The organism is Streptomyces sp. NPDC096079 (genome assembly GCF_040303145.1).
Classification (GTDB): domain Bacteria; phylum Actinomycetota; class Actinomycetes; order Streptomycetales; family Streptomycetaceae; genus Streptomyces.
Window position 1 is genome coordinate 662214 of the sequence record NZ_JBEOST010000002.1, and the last position, 15498, is coordinate 677711.

At 74.9% G+C, this 15498-nt stretch carries 16 protein-coding genes and 1 other RNA gene; 10 read left to right on the plus strand and 7 right to left on the minus strand.

Annotated elements, in window-relative coordinates; all coding sequences use genetic code 11:
• The first annotated feature begins 52 nt into the window (after window positions 1–52).
• From ABTY59_RS06965 to ABTY59_RS06980, 4 genes are all read left to right on the plus strand, one after another.
• Complete coding sequence (locus ABTY59_RS06965) at window positions 53–871, plus strand: Nif3-like dinuclear metal center hexameric protein (protein WP_352017845.1); 819 nt, start codon at window positions 53–55, stop codon at window positions 869–871.
• The gene (locus tag ABTY59_RS06970) at window positions 868–1611 is read left to right on the plus strand and encodes a zinc ribbon domain-containing protein (RefSeq protein WP_352017934.1); all 744 of its coding nucleotides are present in this window, start codon (window positions 868–870) and stop codon (window positions 1609–1611) included. Before ABTY59_RS06965 ends, ABTY59_RS06970 begins: the two co-directional genes overlap by 4 nt.
• Window positions 1611–3212, plus strand: coding sequence for a bifunctional RNase H/acid phosphatase (locus tag ABTY59_RS06975; protein ID WP_352017846.1), 1602 nt, complete (start codon window positions 1611–1613; stop codon window positions 3210–3212). The genes ABTY59_RS06970 and ABTY59_RS06975 overlap by 1 nt, the downstream gene beginning before the upstream one ends.
• A gap of 128 nt (window positions 3213–3340) precedes the next feature.
• Window positions 3341–4150, plus strand: a complete 810-nt coding sequence (locus ABTY59_RS06980; protein ID WP_352017847.1) for a GNAT family N-acetyltransferase — start codon at window positions 3341–3343, stop codon at window positions 4148–4150.
• Here the strand turns inward: ABTY59_RS06980 and eda are convergent.
• Together eda and yaaA are read right to left on the minus strand one after the other, a co-directional pair.
• The gene (gene eda, locus ABTY59_RS06985; protein ID WP_352017848.1) at window positions 4140–4778 is read right to left on the minus strand and encodes a bifunctional 4-hydroxy-2-oxoglutarate aldolase/2-dehydro-3-deoxy-phosphogluconate aldolase; all 639 of its coding nucleotides are present in this window, start codon (window positions 4776–4778) and stop codon (window positions 4140–4142) included. The genes ABTY59_RS06980 and eda overlap by 11 nt on opposite strands.
• Window positions 4779–4841: 63 nt before the next feature.
• Window positions 4842–5609 carry a peroxide stress protein YaaA gene (gene yaaA, locus ABTY59_RS06990; protein WP_352017849.1) on the minus strand — a complete coding sequence of 256 codons (768 nt, stop codon included), beginning with the start codon at window positions 5607–5609 and terminating at the stop codon, window positions 4842–4844.
• Between the two features lie 96 nt (window positions 5610–5705).
• Between yaaA and ABTY59_RS06995 the strand changes: the two genes are divergently transcribed.
• On the plus strand, window positions 5706–7148 hold the full coding sequence (locus tag ABTY59_RS06995; RefSeq protein WP_352017850.1) for an RNB domain-containing ribonuclease: 1443 nt from the start codon (window positions 5706–5708) through the stop codon (window positions 7146–7148).
• On the opposite strand, the gene ABTY59_RS07000 is transcribed toward ABTY59_RS06995, so the two are convergent.
• Both ABTY59_RS07000 and ABTY59_RS07005 read right to left on the minus strand, forming a co-directional pair.
• Window positions 7093–7947, minus strand: coding sequence for a hypothetical protein (locus tag ABTY59_RS07000; RefSeq protein ID WP_352017851.1), 855 nt, complete (start codon window positions 7945–7947; stop codon window positions 7093–7095). The genes ABTY59_RS06995 and ABTY59_RS07000 overlap by 56 nt on opposite strands.
• Complete coding sequence (locus ABTY59_RS07005; protein ID WP_352017852.1) at window positions 7944–8717, minus strand: MerR family transcriptional regulator; 774 nt, start codon at window positions 8715–8717, stop codon at window positions 7944–7946. Before ABTY59_RS07005 ends, ABTY59_RS07000 begins: the two co-directional genes overlap by 4 nt.
• 77 nt (window positions 8718–8794) lie before the next feature.
• On the opposite strand from ABTY59_RS07005, the gene rnpB reads away from it, so the two are divergent.
• Window positions 8795–9193: RNase P RNA component class A (rnpB, locus tag ABTY59_RS07010), an RNA gene on the plus strand.
• A gap of 67 nt (window positions 9194–9260) precedes the next feature.
• On the opposite strand, the gene ABTY59_RS07015 is transcribed toward rnpB, so the two are convergent.
• Window positions 9261–9758, minus strand: a complete 498-nt coding sequence (locus ABTY59_RS07015) for a DUF1203 domain-containing protein (protein WP_352017853.1) — start codon at window positions 9756–9758, stop codon at window positions 9261–9263.
• Window positions 9759–9881: 123 nt separating this feature from the next.
• On the opposite strand from ABTY59_RS07015, the gene ABTY59_RS07020 reads away from it, so the two are divergent.
• The 3 genes from ABTY59_RS07020 (at window position 9882) to ABTY59_RS07030 (ending at window position 11842) form a co-directional block, all read left to right on the plus strand.
• Window positions 9882–10343, plus strand: coding sequence for a VOC family protein (locus ABTY59_RS07020; RefSeq protein ID WP_352017854.1), 462 nt, complete (start codon window positions 9882–9884; stop codon window positions 10341–10343).
• Between the two features lie 91 nt (window positions 10344–10434).
• On the plus strand, window positions 10435–11439 hold the full coding sequence (locus ABTY59_RS07025; protein ID WP_352017855.1) for an excalibur calcium-binding domain-containing protein: 1005 nt from the start codon (window positions 10435–10437) through the stop codon (window positions 11437–11439).
• A 79-nt stretch (window positions 11440–11518) separates the two neighbouring features.
• Window positions 11519–11842: a nuclear transport factor 2-like protein gene (locus ABTY59_RS07030; RefSeq protein ID WP_352017856.1), complete on the plus strand. Its 324-nt coding sequence runs from the start codon at window positions 11519–11521 to the stop codon at window positions 11840–11842.
• Window positions 11843–11960: 118 nt separating this feature from the next.
• Here the strand turns inward: ABTY59_RS07030 and ABTY59_RS07035 are convergent, their stop codons facing one another.
• Window positions 11961–12737: an SDR family oxidoreductase gene (locus tag ABTY59_RS07035; protein WP_352017857.1), complete on the minus strand. Its 777-nt coding sequence runs from the start codon at window positions 12735–12737 to the stop codon at window positions 11961–11963.
• 102 nt (window positions 12738–12839) lie between these two features.
• Between ABTY59_RS07035 and ABTY59_RS07040 the strand changes: the two genes are divergently transcribed.
• Window positions 12840–14471: an alkaline phosphatase D family protein gene (locus ABTY59_RS07040; protein WP_352017858.1), complete on the plus strand. Its 1632-nt coding sequence runs from the start codon at window positions 12840–12842 to the stop codon at window positions 14469–14471.
• Here the strand turns inward: ABTY59_RS07040 and ABTY59_RS07045 are convergent.
• Window positions 14458–15459 (minus strand): Gfo/Idh/MocA family protein, encoded by a 1002-nt coding sequence (locus ABTY59_RS07045; protein ID WP_352017859.1) that lies wholly within the window; start codon window positions 15457–15459, stop codon window positions 14458–14460. The two genes, ABTY59_RS07040 and ABTY59_RS07045, sit on opposite strands and share 14 nt — an antisense overlap.
• Window positions 15460–15498: the final 39 nt, after the last annotated feature.

The following is a 15498-nucleotide window of genomic DNA, read 5'->3' on the forward strand; positions in this document are numbered from 1 at the left end:
GTTATCCACAGGCCAGAACGGCGGGGCACGGGGGACAGGTAGCCTTTCCCTCGTGCCCCGCCTGTCTGAAGTCATCGCCGAGCTCGACGCCCTCTGGCCACCAGAGCGAGCCGAGTCCTGGGACGCCGTCGGCACCGTCTGCGGCGACCCCGACGCCGAGGTGAACCGCGTCCTCTTCGCCGTCGACCCCGTCCAGGAGATCGCCGACGAGGCGATCGCCCTCGGCGCCGACCTGATCGTCACCCACCACCCGCTCTACCTGCGCGGGACCACGACGGTCGCGGCCGGCCACTTCAAGGGCCGCGTCGTGCACACGCTCATCAAGCACGACATCGCCCTCCACGTCGCCCACACCAACGCCGACACCGCCGACCCCGGCGTCTCCGACGCCCTCGCCGGCGCCCTCGACCTCCGCGTCACCGGCCCCCTCGTCCCCGAGAACAACCTCGGCCGGATCTGCGAGCTCGACCGCCCCGAGACGCTCGCCGACTTCGCCGCCCGCGCCGCCGAGCGGCTGCCCGCCACCGCCCAGGGCATCCGCGTCGCCGGCGACCCCGGCATGCTGCTGCGCCGCGTCGCCGTCAGCGGCGGCTCCGGCGACAGCCTCTTCGACGCCGTACGGGCCGCGGGCGTCGACGCCTTCCTCACCGCCGACCTGCGCCACCACCCGGTCTCCGAGGCCACCCAGCACTCACCGCTCGGCCTGGTCGACGCCGCCCACTGGGCCACCGAATGGCCCTGGTGCGAGCAGGCCGCCGCGCAGCTCGACACGATCTCCGACCGCCACGGCTGGGACCTCCGCGTCCACGTCTCGAAGACGGTCACCGACCCCTGGTCCTCCCACCACACTTCCTCTGGAGCCCCCAACTGAACGCCGCGCCCGCCGACCAGATCCGCCTCCTCGACGTCCAGGCCCTGGACGTCCGCCTCCAGCAGCTCGCCCACAAGCGCCGCTCGCTGCCCGAGCACGCCGAGATCGAGGCGCTGACCAAGGACCTCACCCAGCTGCGCGACCTGCTCGTCGCCGCGCAGACCGAGGAGAGCGACTGCGGCCGCGAGCAGACCAAGGCCGAGCAGGACGTCGACCAGGTCCGCCAGCGCGCCGCCCGCGACCAGCAGCGGCTCGACTCCGGCGCCGTCTCCTCCCCGAAGGACCTGGAGAACCTCCAGCGCGAGATCGTCTCCCTCGCCAAGCGCCAGGGCGACCTGGAGGAGATCGTCCTGGAGGTCATGGAGCGCCGCGAGTCCGCGCAGGAGCGCCTCACCGAGCTGACCGAGCGGGTCGCCGCCGTGCAGACCAAGGTGGACGACGCCACGACCCGCCGCGACGCCGCGCAGGCCGAGCTGGACACCGAGTCCGCGGCCGTCGCCAAGGAGCGCGAGCTCGTCGCCGGCTCCGTCCCGGCCGACCTGATCAAGCTGTACGAGAAGCTGCGCGAGCAGCAGGGCGGCGTCGGCGCGGCCCGGCTGTACCAGCGCAAGTGCGAGGGCTGCCACATCGAGCTCAACATCACCGAGCTCAACGAGGTCCGCGCCGCCGCGAAGGACGCCGTCGTCCGGTGCGAGAACTGCCGCCGGATCCTGGTCCGCACCGCGGAGTCCGGCCTGTAATGCGCGAGGTCGTGGTCGAGGCGGACGGCGGCTCCCGGGGCAACCCGGGGCCCGCCGGGTACGGCGCGGTCGTCCTCGACCCGGCGACGGGGGAGACCCTCGCGGAGGCCGCCGAGTACATCGGGGTGGCCACGAACAACGTCGCCGAGTACAAGGGCCTGGTGGCGGGCTTGAAGGCGGCGCGGGAGCTGTTCCCGGACGCCACCGTGCACGTCCGCATGGACTCCAAGCTGGTCGTCGAGCAGATGTCCGGCCGCTGGAAGATCAAGCACCCGGACATGAAGCCGCTCGCGGCCGAGGCGGGCCGGGTCTTCCCGGCCGGCCAGGTCCGGTACGAGTGGATCCCGCGCGAGCGGAACAAGCACGCGGACCGGCTGGCCAACGAGGCCATGGACGCGGGCAAGAGGGGCCGCCAGTGGGAGCCGTCCGGCTCCACGGCGGGCCTGGACGCCTCCGCCGCCCGCAACGCCGCGACGCCGCCCCCGTCCGGCCCGCCGGGCGACGCGACGGCGGGCGCCGCGCGGGCGCGAGCGGCGCTGAGCGCTTCCGCGCCGACGGGGTCCATGGGCGGCGGCACCGCCCCCCGCGGTACGGGCACGGGCTCGGGCGCCTGGCCGGGCGCCGTGTCGCGCCCAGCGGCCCAGGGCACGGCCCAGGGCACGGCCCAGGGCACAGGTCAGGACGAAGGCCTCTTCGCCGCGCCGGACGCCGGCCCGGAGGACGGCCTGTTCGCCGCCGAGGACGCCGTCGCCGCCTCGGTGGCCTCCGGCGACTTCGAGGCGGAGGCGGGCGCCCTGGCCCCGACGGGGCACGCCGCCCGCACCCAGGCGGCCCCGGCCCCCGTGGGGCACGCCGCCGACGTCCAGGCACCGGCCGCCCCGCACGGGACCGGGACCGGTACGGTCACCGGCCCCGCCGCCCCGTCCACGCCCGCGAAGACCGTCGCGCCCCGCCAGGGCTGGGCCGGGCCCGACATGGGCGCGCCCGCGACCTTCGTGCTGCTGCGGCACGGGGAGACCGCGCTCACGCCCGAGAAGCGGTTCTCCGGGAGCGGGGGGAGCGACCCCGAGCTCTCGGCGGCCGGGCTGCGCCAGGCCGAGGCCGTCGCCGAGGCGCTCGCCGCGCGCGGCACCGTCCAGGAGATCGTCAGCTCGCCGCTCACCCGCTGCCGCCAGACCGCCGCCGCCGTCGGAGCCCGACTGGGCCTCGACGTGCGCGTCGAGCAGGGGCTGCGCGAGACCGACTTCGGTGCCTGGGAGGGCCTGACGTTCGGCGAGGTCCGCGAGTGGTACCCCGAGGACCTCGACGCCTGGCTCGCCTCGCCGAAGGCCGCGCCGACCGGCGGCGGGGAGAGCTTCGCGACCGTCGCCCGGCGCGTCGCCGCGACCCGGGACCGGCTGACCGCCGCGTACGCGGGCCGCACGGTCCTCCTCGTCACCCACGTCACACCGATCAAGACGCTCGTGCGGCTCGCGCTCGGCGCCCCGCCGGAGTCCCTGTTCCGGATGGAGCTGTCGGCCGCCTCGATCTCGGCGGTGGCCTACTACGCCGACGGCAACGCGTCCGTACGCCTCCTCAACGACACCTCGCACCTGCGGTAGCGGACGCGGAGGCGACACCGGCGCACCCCCGCGGCGGCGCGCACCCCGCGACACGGCGCACCCCGCGCACCCCACGCCCCCGCGAAATCGGTGGCGCGGGGGCCCGGCCCCGTACCACCATCACGCGCATGACGTGGTCCTTCACCGAAAGCGCCGCCGCCTTCCGGGCCGCCGCCGCCGAGCTCCTCGCGGCCGAACCGGCCCGCAACACCGCCGTGCTCACGCTCATGGACACGGCCCGGCGGCTCGGCTGGTGGGCGGAGCCGGACGGCCGGGTCACCGGCGTCCTCGTGGTGCCGCCCTCCGACGCGCCCTCCCTCGGGGTCATGCCGGCGGAGGCGGCCCGCGCGCTCGCCCCCGTGGGGCTCCTCGGCGGAGAGCGGCAGCCCACCGTGGTGCGCGGCGAGACCGCCGCCGTCGAGGCGTACGCGCGGGCCACCGGCCGCCCCTGGGCGCCCACCACCCGGATGCGGCTCTTCCGGCTCGGCGAGCTGACCCCGCGGGACCCGGCGCCCGAGGGCCGCGCGAGGCTCGCCACCGAGGCCGACGTCCCGCTCGTCGCCGTCTGGACGGCGGCGTTCGCGGTGGCCATGGGCGACGAGCCCGCCGAGGACTACACCGGCTTCCTCACCGAGCGGATCTCCGAGGAGCGGCTCTGGCTCTGGGAGGCGCCCGACGGCCGCCCCGTCTCGATGGCCGCCGTCTCCCGCACGATCGAGGGCCAGGCCCGCGTCCACCTCGTCCACACCGTGCCCGCCGAACGCGGCCGGGGGTACGCGGCCGGTGCCACCGAGGCGGTCAGCCGGGCCGCGCGCGAGGCCGGAGCGGCACAGGTCCTGCTCTTCACCGATCTGGCCAACCCCACCAGCAACGCCCTCTACCAGCGCCTCGGCTACCGTCCGGTGACCGACCACCTCAGCGTGACGTTCACCGGCTGAGGCCCTGCCCGAGACCCGCCGCCCCGCGCGCGAGGGACTCCACCCGCGCCCAGTCACGGGCCGCGAGGGCGTCGGGCGGCACCATCCACGTGCCGCCGACGCAGCCGACGTTCGGGAGGGCGAGGTAGCCGGGGGCGGAGGCGAGCGAGACGCCGCCCGTGGGGCAGAAGCGGGCCCGGGGCAGCGGGCCCGCGAGGGACGTCAGATACGGGACGCCGCCCGCCGCCTCGGCCGGGAAGAACTTCATGTCCTCCACCCCGTGTTCGAGGAGGGCCACCACCTCCGAGGTGGTCGAGACCCCGGGCAGGAACGGCACGCCCGAGTCCCGCAGCGCGCCGAGCAGCCGCTCGGTCCACCCCGGGCTGACCAGGAACCGCGCCCCGGCGCCGACCGCGTCCGCGACCCCGGCGGCCGAGACGACGGTCCCGGCGCCGACGACCGCGCCCGGCACCTCGGCGGCGATCGCGCGGACGGCGTCGAGCGCGGCCGGGGTGCGCAGGGTGACCTCGATCAGCGGCAGCCCGCCGGCCACCAGGGCGCGGGCCAGCGGCACCGCGTCGTCGGCGTCCTCGATCACGACGATGGGGACCACCCGGACGTCCGGGGCAAGGGCGAACACGCTCGTCATGGGCGTCATCCTGCCCAGGGCGAGCGCGACCCGCAACGACCGTTGCAGAGGGTGCAACGACGGCTAGTGGATCTCGTCCACCAGCACGTCCAGGGCCCCCGGCTTCCCGCTCTCCTCCACCACGTACCCGAGATCCCGCAGCGCCTCCGCCAGCTCCGCCGGCGCACCCGGAGCCGCGCCCGCCTCCAGGAGGCTCCGCACGATCCGGCCCTTCGTCGCCTTGTTGAAGTGGCTGACCACCTTCCGGGTCGGCGCGTGCAGCACCCGCACCGTCGCCGTCCGGGCCGCGAGCTCCCCCTTCGGCTTCCACGCCGACGCGTACGCCGAGGAGCGCAGGTCCAGGACGAGCCCCTCCCCGGCCGCCTCCGGCATCACCGAGGCCATCGCGCCCCGCCAGTGCGCGCCGAGCGCCCCGAGCCCGGGCAGCTTCACGCCCATCGAGCAGCGGTAGGACGGAATGCGGTCCGTCACCCTCACCGCGCCCCACAGCCCCGAGAACACCAGCAGGGAGCCGGCCGCCCGCTTCCGGGCCGCCGCGTCGAGCGTCGCCAGACCCAGCGCGTCGTACAGCACGCCCGTGTAGATCTCCCCGGCCGGACGCGCGCCCGCCGTCCGCAGCTCCGTGTTCTTCGCGACCTCTCCGCGCAGCCCCTCGCTCAGCCCGAGCACCTCGCGCGCCTTCTCCTCGTCGGCGGCGCACAGCTCGACCAGCTCGTCCAGGACCGCCGCCCGCGCCTCCGCGAGCCCCGGCAGGGACAGCGACTCCGGCTTCAGCGGCGCCCCGCGCCCCGAGGAGGCCTTGCCTTCGGAGGGCGGCAACAGCACGAGCACGGTGGTTCTCCTTCGTCCGTACGGGGGGTGGGGGTGCGGCCCCGGTCGTCCAGCCTACGAGGTGCCGCACCCCGCCCCAGCTCATACGCTCGGTCCATGCCCCGCCGCCACATCCACGTGACCGGCGCAGCCGAGGCTCCGCTGCGGGCCGCCCTGCGCGCACTCCGTACCGAGCTCGCGATCCCCGAGGCCTTCCCGCCACTCGTCCTCGCCGAGGCCGAGGCCGCCGCCAAGGCCCCCCGGCTTCCCTCGTACGACGCCACCGACCTGCCGTTCCTCACGATCGACCCGCCCACCTCCACCGATCTCGACCAGGCCATGCACCTGGCCCGGCGGGCCGACGGCGGCTACCGCGTCCACTACGCCATCGCCGACGTCGCCGCCTTCGTCACCCCCGGAGGCCCGATCGACGTCGAGGCCCACCGGCGCGTCCTCACCCTGTACTTCCCCGACGGCAAGGTCCCCCTCCACCCGCCCGTCCTCTCCGAGGGCGCCGCCAGCCTCCTCCCCGGCGAGACCCGCCCCGCCCTGCTCTGGCGCATCGACCTCGACGCCGAGGGGCGCAGGGTCGCCACCGACGTTCGCCGCGCCCTGGTCCGCAGCCGCGCCAAACTCGACTACGCGGGCGTGCAGCGGAAGATCGACGACGGGACCGCCGAGGAGCCGCTCGCCCTCCTTCGTGACATCGGCCGCCTCCGCGAGGCCCTCGAAGCCGAACGCGGCGGGATCTCCCTCAACGTCCCCGAGCAGGAGATCGTCGAGCGGGACCACACCTACTCCCTCGAATACCGCGCCCCGCTCCCCGCCGAGGCCTGGAACGCCCAGATCTCCCTGCTCACCGGCATGGCCGCCGCCGACCTCATGACCGCCGCCGGCACCGGCATCCTGCGCACCCTGCCCACCGCCCCCGACGGCGCCGTCGCCCGGCTGCGCCGCTCCGCGCAGGCCCTCGGCGTCGACTGGCCGCACCACGTCTCGTACGCGGACGTCGTCCGCGCCGCCGACCCCGCCAACCCGCGTCACGCCGCCTTCCTCCAGGAGTGCACCACCCTGCTGCGCGGCGCCGGGTACACGGTCTTCACCGACGGCCACGTCCCCAGCCCGGCCCTGCACGCCGCCGTCGCCGACGAGTACACCCACTGCACCGCGCCGCTGCGCCGTCTCGTCGACCGGTACGCGGGCGAGCTGTGCGTGGCGGCGGTCGCCGGCGACGAGCCGCCCGAGTGGGTGCGGGCCGCCCTGCCCGCCCTCCCCGACGAGATGGCCTCCGGCGCCCGCCGTGCCAACACCGTCGAACGCGAGAGCGTCGACATCGTCGAGGCGGCGCTCCTGCGGGAACGGATCGGCGAGATCTTCGACGCGTACGTCATCGACGTGAAGGAGCGCGAACCGGCCGTCGGCACCGTCCACCTGGACGACCCCGCGGTCGTCGCCCGGATCGAGGGCGGGGAGGCGAGGCTCCCGCTGGGCGCGTGGCTGCGCGTCAGGCTGTCGGCAGCGGACCCGGGGACGGCGAAGGTGCTGTTCGCGCCCGCGTGACCTCCCGTACGAGCGCCCGCGGGTCGTCGGCGTGCAGCCGGATCAGCCGTACGGGCCGGGGCGCGCCCAGCAGCCGGGGCGCGTCCACCGGCTCCGTCAGCTCGATCGTGACGGAGGTCTGGGAGCCGACGGCGAGATTGAGCTCGCCGTCCCTCTTCTCGTGCGAGAAGAGGGACTCGCGCCGGACGTGCGCGATCCGGTCGAGCGGGACGCGCACGTCGACGTGGGCCGCCTGCCGCAGCCGCAGGACGTCACCGGTGAGCGTGTGCGGGCGGGTCACGGAGGCGGCGTGCAGGCCCAGGACGAAGAGCACGGTGTAGACGTCCAGGACGAGCACCACCGCGTGGACGAGGGGCCAGTCGGCGAGCAGGTACGACATGCCGACCGTCTCGACCACGCACACGAACGCGAACCCGTACATCAGCGCCGCCTGGTCCCGGGCGTGCGGGAACACCCCGTCCGCGCCCGCCACCCCGTGCGGCCGGCGCGCGACCCACCGTCCCAGGCCCGCCATCAGCCGCAGCTCGTGCCCGATCAGCCGCAGGACGGCCTCGGGCACCAGCTCGGCCAGGGCCTCCCGGGCGGAGAGCCCGCGCCGCAGCAGACGGAGGAGGACCACGGCCCCGGCGACGAGGAGCCCGGACACGAACAGCTCCCCGACGAGGAGCGCGGCCTCGGGTATCCGCACCCCGGCGAGCAGACAGACGAAGAGCACGAGCTCGGCGGGGAGCACGGCGTAGGCGGCCGCGCGCAGCAGCCGCAGCAGGCGGCCCCGCGGCCCCCGGGTGGTGTCCGTCATCCGTCCGCTTCCCCTCGCTCGGTCCGTCGTTGCGCCCGTCGCCCGGCCACCAGGTCCACCGCCCGCCGCACCGCCGCCGACTGGGCGGGGGCGAGGTCCGCGAAGAAGGTGTCGGCGAGGCCTCCGGCGCCCGCCGGTGGCAGCTCGACCGCGAGCCCGTCCGGCAGGACGGCCGCCAGCGCGCGGGCGGCCCCGTCCACCCGGGGATCGTCCGCCTCCGCGTCGGCGAGGGCGTCCAGGAGCCCGTACAGCTCCCGCGCGCTGCCCGCCACGTCCCGCATCAGCTCCATCAGCCGGGCCCGCTCGGCCTCGGGGGCGACGGTGTCGAGCAGGGCCAGGATCTCCCGGTCCTTCGCCGCCATCGGCGACTCGGGAAGCTCGCCGAGCCCGGCGAGCAGCGCCGTGAGCTCGGGTGAGACGGGCCCCTCCGCGGGCAGCCGCCCGGCGCGGGCCGCGACGAGGAGCGGGGCGAGGCGCTCCCGGCGCTCCCGGATCACCGCCTCCTGCCGGGCCAGGTCGTCCGCGAGTTCCTCCAGGACCTCCACGAGCCCGCGCCCCTCGTCGTCCGCGAGCACGTCCCGCACCTCGTCGAGCCCGATCCCGAGCTCGGTCAGCCGCCGGATCCGGGCGAGCAGGACGGCGTCCCGCACCCCGTACTCCCGGTACCCGTTGGCCCGCCGCTCGGGCTCGGGCAGCAGCCCGGACTGGTGGTAGTGCCGCACGGCCCGGGGGGTGACCCCGACGAGCGCGGCGATCTCGCCGATACGCATGCGCCCAGTAGAAACCCTGACGCTGCGGCAAGGTCAAGCGCGTCCGCCCCGCCAGGTAGCATGGTCGGCACGGCAGACGAGCCGGGCGGACGGCCGCGTGGAGATCCTCGGATCTTCCCGAGGAACGTCCGGGCTCCACAGAGCAGGGTGGTGGCTAACGGCCACCCGGGGTGACCCGCGGGACAGTGCCACAGAAAACAGACCGCCGGGGACCTCGGTCCTCGGTAAGGGTGAAACGGTGGTGTAAGAGACCACCAGCGCCTGAGGTGACTCAGGCGGCTAGGTAAACCCCACTCGGAGCAAGGTCAAGAGGGGACACCCCGGTGTCCCTGCGCGGATGTTCGAGGGCTGCTCGCCCGAGTCCGCGGGTAGACCGCAGGAGGCCGGCGGCAACGCCGGTCGTAGATGGATGGCCGTCGCCCCGACGACCGCGAGGTCCCGGGGCACAGAACCCGGCGTACAGCCCGACTCGTCTGTCGGCCCGCGTGGGAAGGGCCCCCGATCAGGTTCGCGCCTGGACGGGGGCCCTTCCGCGTGTCCTGCTCAGGGGCGCCGGACCTCGAAGTGGAAGCAGCCGTACTCGACCGCGCGGACGTGGACCAGGGCGACCGACGGGTCCGCGAAGGCCTCGGCGAGGGCGTGGTCGAAGCCTTCGGCGGGGGTCGCCGGGAGCTCCAGGAGGCGGCCGCCGACGATGCGGCCGGACGCGTCGTAGCGGCGGAGGGTGCGCAGCGCCCCGGCACGCGAGAAGGGGTACGCCTCCGAGGGCGCGGGGCCGCCGCAGTCGGCGGCGTGGATGAAGACGGGGCCCTGCTCGTCGTACGCGCCGGGTTCGGCACCGGTCTCGGCGGCCCAGCGGCGCAGCGGGGCGTACGAGACGAGGGCGATCTCCTCGCCGGGCGCGGAGGGGCGCAGGCAGCAGCGGAGGGGGTCGCCGCCCTCGACGGCGGCGTAGGGGGCGCAGGCGCGGCCGGCGTCGTCGGTGACGCGCAGCAGGGCGAGGGCGGCGGGCGGGATGGCGCGGGGTGCGTAGGCGGTCATGACGTCAGGTTCGCGCGGGGCGGGGCCGTACCGCTGGCGCAATTCGGACGGCGTGGTGGGAGGGGGCAGGGCTCCCGCGCTTCGGTACGGTCGCCTGGCGAACCTACGAACGGAGCAGTCCGGATGAGCCGCCGATTCCAGGTCACCTTCGACGCCCACGACCCGAGGGCGCTGTCCACCTTCTGGCGCGACGCGCTGAGGTACGTCCATCCCGGGCCGCCCGGAGTGGAGTTGCCCGAGGGGGCCGATCCGCTGGCCGCCTGGGACGAGTTCCTCGCGCGGATCGGGGTGCCGGAGGACCAGCGCAACACGCGGTCCGCCATCGAGGACCCCGAAGGGGAGGGGCCCCGCGTGTTCTTCCAGCGGGTGCCCGAGGACAAGGTCGCCAAGAACCGCGTCCACCTCGACGTCCGTGCCGCCCCCGGGCTCCGGGGCGAGGAGCGGATGGCGGCGCTCGAAGCCGAGTGCGACCGGCTCGTGGGCCTCGGGGCGAAGCGCGTGCGCCGCTTCGAGCCGGCCCCGCCGCTGAGCGCCGGCCATCTGGTGATGACCGACCCCGAGGGCAACGAGTTCTGTCTCGACTGACGTCCTCCTCCCTGCGCGCGGACGGTGAACGCGCAGGTCATACCCTGTCTGGCGCCGAGTGGTCGTCAGGGAGGGGCAGGGTCGGGTGGGCGTGTCGCTGGAGAAGGGGCCGGTCCGGGAGGAGCCGCTGTGGCGGCGGCCCGGGTTCGCCGTCTTCTGTCTGGTCCTGATGCCGCCCGTGGGCGTCTTCCTGGCCTGGCGGAGTCGTTGGTCACCGGGGCAGAAGGTGCTGGCGACCGTGCTGTCCGCCGTCTGGTTCGTGGCCGTGGGCACGAGCGACGGGCCCGCGGACCGGCCGGCGGTCGCCGACGGCGCGCCGCGCGTCCGTGCGTTCCCGTCGTTCACCCCGTACACGCCGCCCACCCCGACGCCGACCCCGCTGGTGAGCCGGGTCGTCGCCGACTACACCGGGCAGAACCTGGAGACGGCGTCGCGGGCCGCGTACGACGCGGGGTTCCGAGCCCGTTCGCACGACGCCACCGAGGACGACAGGATGCAGCTCGTCGACGGCAACTGGAAGGTCTGCTTCCAGGAGCCGGACGCCGGGGCGACCGAGACGACCCGGGAAGGGCGGCGGATCCGGATCGAGTTCGCCGTCGTCGAGAAGAGCAGCCCGTGCCCGGCGCGGGACGGTGAGGCCGTGGTCTTCCCCAAGGTGCCGCGCGTCGTCGGCAAGACCTTCGCGTCGGGCTCCGCCGTGCTCCGGAAGCTGGGTCTCACCACGATCCGGGGCGACAGCGTGTACACGGACGACGACCTGGCGGCCCGTCACGACGACTGGCGCATCTGCTTCCAGGACCCGGAGGCGGGCGAGGACGTCGACGGGCCCGAGTACATGTCCGTACGGCTCTCCCTCGCCCGGCCCGGCCTGTCCTGCCCCGCCGAGGACTACGCCCGACTGCACCCGGACCCGGACCCCGACCGCCACGGTGGCACAGGAGGCGGAGGCTCGGGCTCCGGTGGCGGCGGGGCGGCCTACTACAAGAACTGCGACGCGGTCCGCGCCGCGGGCAGGGCCCCTCTCTACGCCGGCCGGCCCGGCTACCGCTCGGGCCTCGACCGGGACGGCGACGGCAAGGCCTGCGACTGGTCGTGACCTCTTCCGGACCGCTGACGGGGGGACTTCACGGCCGGGGCGTCCGGGCGGCGCGGCCCCGCGGGTGTACGGGTGGGGCATGACCATTCCCGTGAACCAGCTCAGTGATCCGGTCGTGCGTGCGTTCGTCACGGCCCTCAACGCCAACGACGAGCCCGGACTCTTCGAGGTGCTCGCGCCCGGGGTGACCATGTCCGACGACGGGTCCGACCGTGATGTGCGGCAGTGGCTCGACCGGGAGGTGTTCGCCTCGCGGGGGCACATGGACGTGGAGAGCGAGGCCGACGGCGGGCGCGCCCTCGTCGCCCGGTACCGCAACGACACCTGGGGCGAGATGCGGACCAAGTGGGCCTTCACCGTCGACGGCGGGAAGGTGGCGCGGTTCGAGACCGGGCAGGCCTGACCCGCGCCGGTTCGAGACCGGGCAGGCCTGACCCGCGCCGGTTCGAGACCGGGCAGGCCTGACCCGCGCCGTGTCGGCCGGGGCTGTCTCTCGGACAGGCCCCGGCGGGACCGCGGCCTCAGCCCCGGCCGATGTACGGCATCGCCGTCGCCATCACCGTCGCGAACTGCACGTTCGCCTCCAGCGGCAGGGCCGCCATGTGCACCACCGTCGCCGCCACGTCCGCCGCGTCCATCACCGGCTCCACCGCCAGTTCGCCGTTGGCCTGGAGGATGCCGGTCTGCATGCGGGCCGTCATCTCCGTCGCCGCGTTGCCGATGTCGAGCTGGCCGCAGGCGATCCGGTACGGACGGCCGTCGAGGGACAGGGACTTCGTGAGGCCCGTCATGGCGTGCTTCGTCGCCGTGTACGCGATCGAGTGCGGGCGCGGCACGTGCGCGGAGATCGAGCCGTTGTTGATGATCCGGCCGCCCTGCGGCGACTGCTCCTTCATCGCGCGGAAGGCCGCCTGCGCGCACAGGAACGCGCCCGTCAGGTTGACGTCCACGACCGCGCGCCAGGTGGCCGGGTCGAGGTCCTCGACGGGAGTGCCGCCGCCCGCGAAGGTGCCCGCGTTGTTGAAGAGCAGGTCGACCCGCCCGTAGCGGGCCCTTACCGCGGCGAAGAGGGACGCGACCTCCCGCTCCGAGGTCACGTCCGTGGGGACGGTCAGGAAGTCGCCCGTCGGCAGGGCCGCCGCCGTCTCCTCCAGGGCCTCGGCCCGGCGGCCGGCCAGGGCCACCGACCATCCGGCCGCCGCGAGGGCCAGCGCCACGCTCCGGCCGATGCCCGAACCGGCTCCCGTCACCACTGCGATGCTCATGGGCGCGCAGCGTACGCGAGACGCGTGCTCCATGAACTCATCCGTCCGACACGTGGATGTTCTGTACTCGACAATGAGAGGTCGTTCCCTCCCCTTCGAATGACGGAAGGACAGCATCCGTCCGGGGAGGGACACATGCCTCAGTCATCCGATCACTCTGCCGAACTCCGCGCTGCCGCACGGCACTTCGCACGCCGTCGCTTCCTCACCGCGACCGGCGCCGCCGCCGCGCTCGCCTTCGCCACCCAGCTGCCCGCGGCCGGTGCCGCCGCTGCCGCCCGGCTCGACGGCGGGCGCGTCACCGAGAACCCGTTCACGCTGGGCGTGGCGTCGGGCGACCCGCTGCCGGGCTCCGTACTCCTGTGGACGCGGCTCGCGCCCCGCCCGTTCGAGCCCGAGGGCGGACTGCCCGCCCACCGGGTCTCCGTCCAGTGGGAGCTCTCCCGCGACGAGCGGTTCACCCGGGTCCTGCGGCGCGGCCGGGTCGACGCGCACCCCGAGTTCCGGCACACCGTCCACGTCGAGGTCGACCGGCTGGACTCCGACCGCGTGTTCTTCTACCGCTTCCGGGTCGGCCACTGGATCAGCCCGGTGGGCCGGACCCGCACGGCCCCGGCGCCCGGCGCCCGGAACACCTCGCTGAAGCTGGCCGCCGTGTCCTGCCAGGCGTACCACGACGGGTACTTCACGCCCTACGGCCACCTCGCCCGCGAGGACGTCGACGTCGTCTTCCACCTCGGCGACTACCTCTACGAGTACCCCGTCGACGCCGCCGGCGGCGCCCGCGCCTACACCGACCGCCGACTGCCCGCCGTGTTCGACCGCGAGACCCTCGCCCTGGAGGACTACCGGCTCCGCTACGCGCTCTACAAGTCCGACGCGGACCTGCGCGCCGCGCACGCCGCCCACCCCTTCGTCGTCACGTGGGACGACCACGAGACCGAGAACAACTACGCGGGCGACACCTCCGAGGACGACGTCCCGCCGGAGGAGTTCCTGCTCCGCAGGGCCGCCGCCTACCGCGCCTACTGGGAGCACCAGCCGCTGCGCCGCCCCCAGTCGCCCACGGGCTCCGACATGCGGCTCTACCGCCGGCTGGGCTTCGGGCAGCTCGCGCAGTTCGACGTCCTCGACACCCGGCAGTACCGCTCCGACCAGGCGTACGGGGACAACTGGCAGCTCCCGGGGCCGGAGTCCGAGGACCCGGCCCGGACGATGACGGGCGCGGGCCAGGAGCGCTGGCTGCTCGACGGCTGGCGTGACTCCCGGGCCCGCTGGAACGTGCTGGCGCAGCAGGTCGTCCTCTCCGAGCGCCGTGACCGCGTCACCGCCGGCCACAAGCTCTCCATGGACTCCTGGGACGGCTACCCGGCCTCCCGGCAGCGGATCCTCGCGGGGGCCGAGGCGGCCGGCCTCGAGAACCTGATGGTGCTCACCGGCGACGTCCACGTCGCCTACGCCATCGACGTCAAGGCCGACTTCCGCGACCCGGCGTCCCGGACCGTCGGCACCGAGATCGTCACGACCTCGATCGCCAGCGGGAAGGACGGCGCCGAGCGGCCGCCCGCGCACGACAACCTGATGCGGTCCAACCCGCACGTGAAGTGGATCAACGGGCGGCGCGGCTACGTGACGGTCGCCCTCGGCGAGCAGAGCGCCCGCGCCGATTTCCGCGCGGTGCCGTACGTGACCCGGCCGGGCGCCCCCGTCTCCACCGTCGCCTCCTTCGTCACGGAGGCGGGGAACCCCGGCCTCAGGCCCGTATAGCCGCCATCTCGGAGGGATAGCGGACGCCGATGCGGTCCCTGACCGCGTCGAGCGTCCGCATCACCGCGAGCGAGCCGTCCAGCGGCACGAGCGGGGACTCCGTCTCGCCGGCCCGCAGGGCGCGCATCACTTCCGCGGCCTCGTGCCGGAAGGAGTGCGGGTCGTCCGTCGACGCGAACTCCTCCGGCTCCCGGCCGGCGCGGTGCAGCGTGAACCGCTCGGGGAAGAAGAAGCCGCGCGGGACGTCGATCCGGCCCTCCGTGCCGGTCACCGAGGCCGTCAGCGGCGTGTCCGCCTCCAGCGAGCAGGACAGCAGTGCGGAGGCGCCCGAGTCCCAGCCCAGCAGCATCCCCGTGTGCAGGTCGACGCCCTCCGGCGAGATCCGGGCGTGCGCGTGCACCGCGGACGGCTCGCCGAGCAGGAGCTGCGCGAACGACACGGGGTACACCCCGAGGTCGAGCAGCGCCCCGCCGCCGACCGCCGGGTCCCGCAGCCGGTGGCCGGCGTCGAAGGGTCCCGCGAGGCCGAAGTCCGCCTGGACCGCGCGGACCTCGCCGATCGCCCCGGCGCGGACGAGCTCCGCGATCCGCCGGACCAGCGGGTTGCAGTACATCCACATGGCCTCCATGAGGAAGAGCCCGCGGCCCCGCGCGAGGGCGGCCAGTTCCTCCGCCTCGCGGGCGTTCAGCGTGAGAGCCTTCTCGCACAGCACCGCCTTGCCCGCCTCCAGGGCGAGGCCGGCCGCCATCCGGTGCGCGTGGTGCGGAGTCGCCACGTACACCACGTCGACGTCCGCGTCGGCGAAGAGCCCGGCCCACTCCCCGTACGCCCGGGGAATCCCGAAGCGGTCCGCGAACGCCTTCGCGGACGCCTCCGTCCGGGACGCCACCGCGACGACCTCGGCGCCGTCGAGCGCCAGCAGGTCCGTGGTGAACCGCTCCGCGATACCGCCCGTCGCCAGGATTCCCCAGCGCACCGTGTCACCCATGTCCCCACCCGTCCCAGAGAGGTCTCGACCATGCCGGTC

What these genes read in the sequence shown, in the direction of transcription:
- ABTY59_RS07005 (WP_352017852.1), bottom strand. Translation starts at nt 8,717, where the DNA reads ATGCGTATCGGCGAGATCGCCGCGCTCGTCGGGGTCACCCCCCGGGCC.
- eda (WP_352017848.1), bottom strand. Translation starts at nt 4,778, where the DNA reads ATGACGAGCGTGTTCGCCCTTGCCCCGGACGTCCGGGTGGTCCCCATC.
- ABTY59_RS07000 (WP_352017851.1), bottom strand. Translation starts at nt 7,947, where the DNA reads ATGACGGACACCACCCGGGGGCCGCGGGGCCGCCTGCTGCGGCTGCTG.
- ABTY59_RS07020 (WP_352017854.1), top strand. Translation starts at nt 9,882, where the DNA reads ATGAGCCGCCGATTCCAGGTCACCTTCGACGCCCACGACCCGAGGGCG.
- ABTY59_RS07015 (WP_352017853.1), bottom strand. Translation starts at nt 9,758, where the DNA reads ATGACCGCCTACGCACCCCGCGCCATCCCGCCCGCCGCCCTCGCCCTG.
- ABTY59_RS06980 (WP_352017847.1), top strand. Translation starts at nt 3,341, where the DNA reads ATGACGTGGTCCTTCACCGAAAGCGCCGCCGCCTTCCGGGCCGCCGCC.
- ABTY59_RS07045 (WP_352017859.1), bottom strand. Translation starts at nt 15,459, where the DNA reads ATGGGTGACACGGTGCGCTGGGGAATCCTGGCGACGGGCGGTATCGCG.
- ABTY59_RS07035 (WP_352017857.1), bottom strand. Translation starts at nt 12,737, where the DNA reads ATGGAGCACGCGTCTCGCGTACGCTGCGCGCCCATGAGCATCGCAGTG.
- ABTY59_RS06975 (WP_352017846.1), top strand. Translation starts at nt 1,611, where the DNA reads ATGCGCGAGGTCGTGGTCGAGGCGGACGGCGGCTCCCGGGGCAACCCG.
- ABTY59_RS07040 (WP_352017858.1), top strand. Translation starts at nt 12,840, where the DNA reads ATGCCTCAGTCATCCGATCACTCTGCCGAACTCCGCGCTGCCGCACGG.
- ABTY59_RS07030 (WP_352017856.1), top strand. Translation starts at nt 11,519, where the DNA reads ATGACCATTCCCGTGAACCAGCTCAGTGATCCGGTCGTGCGTGCGTTC.
- ABTY59_RS06995 (WP_352017850.1), top strand. Translation starts at nt 5,706, where the DNA reads ATGCCCCGCCGCCACATCCACGTGACCGGCGCAGCCGAGGCTCCGCTG.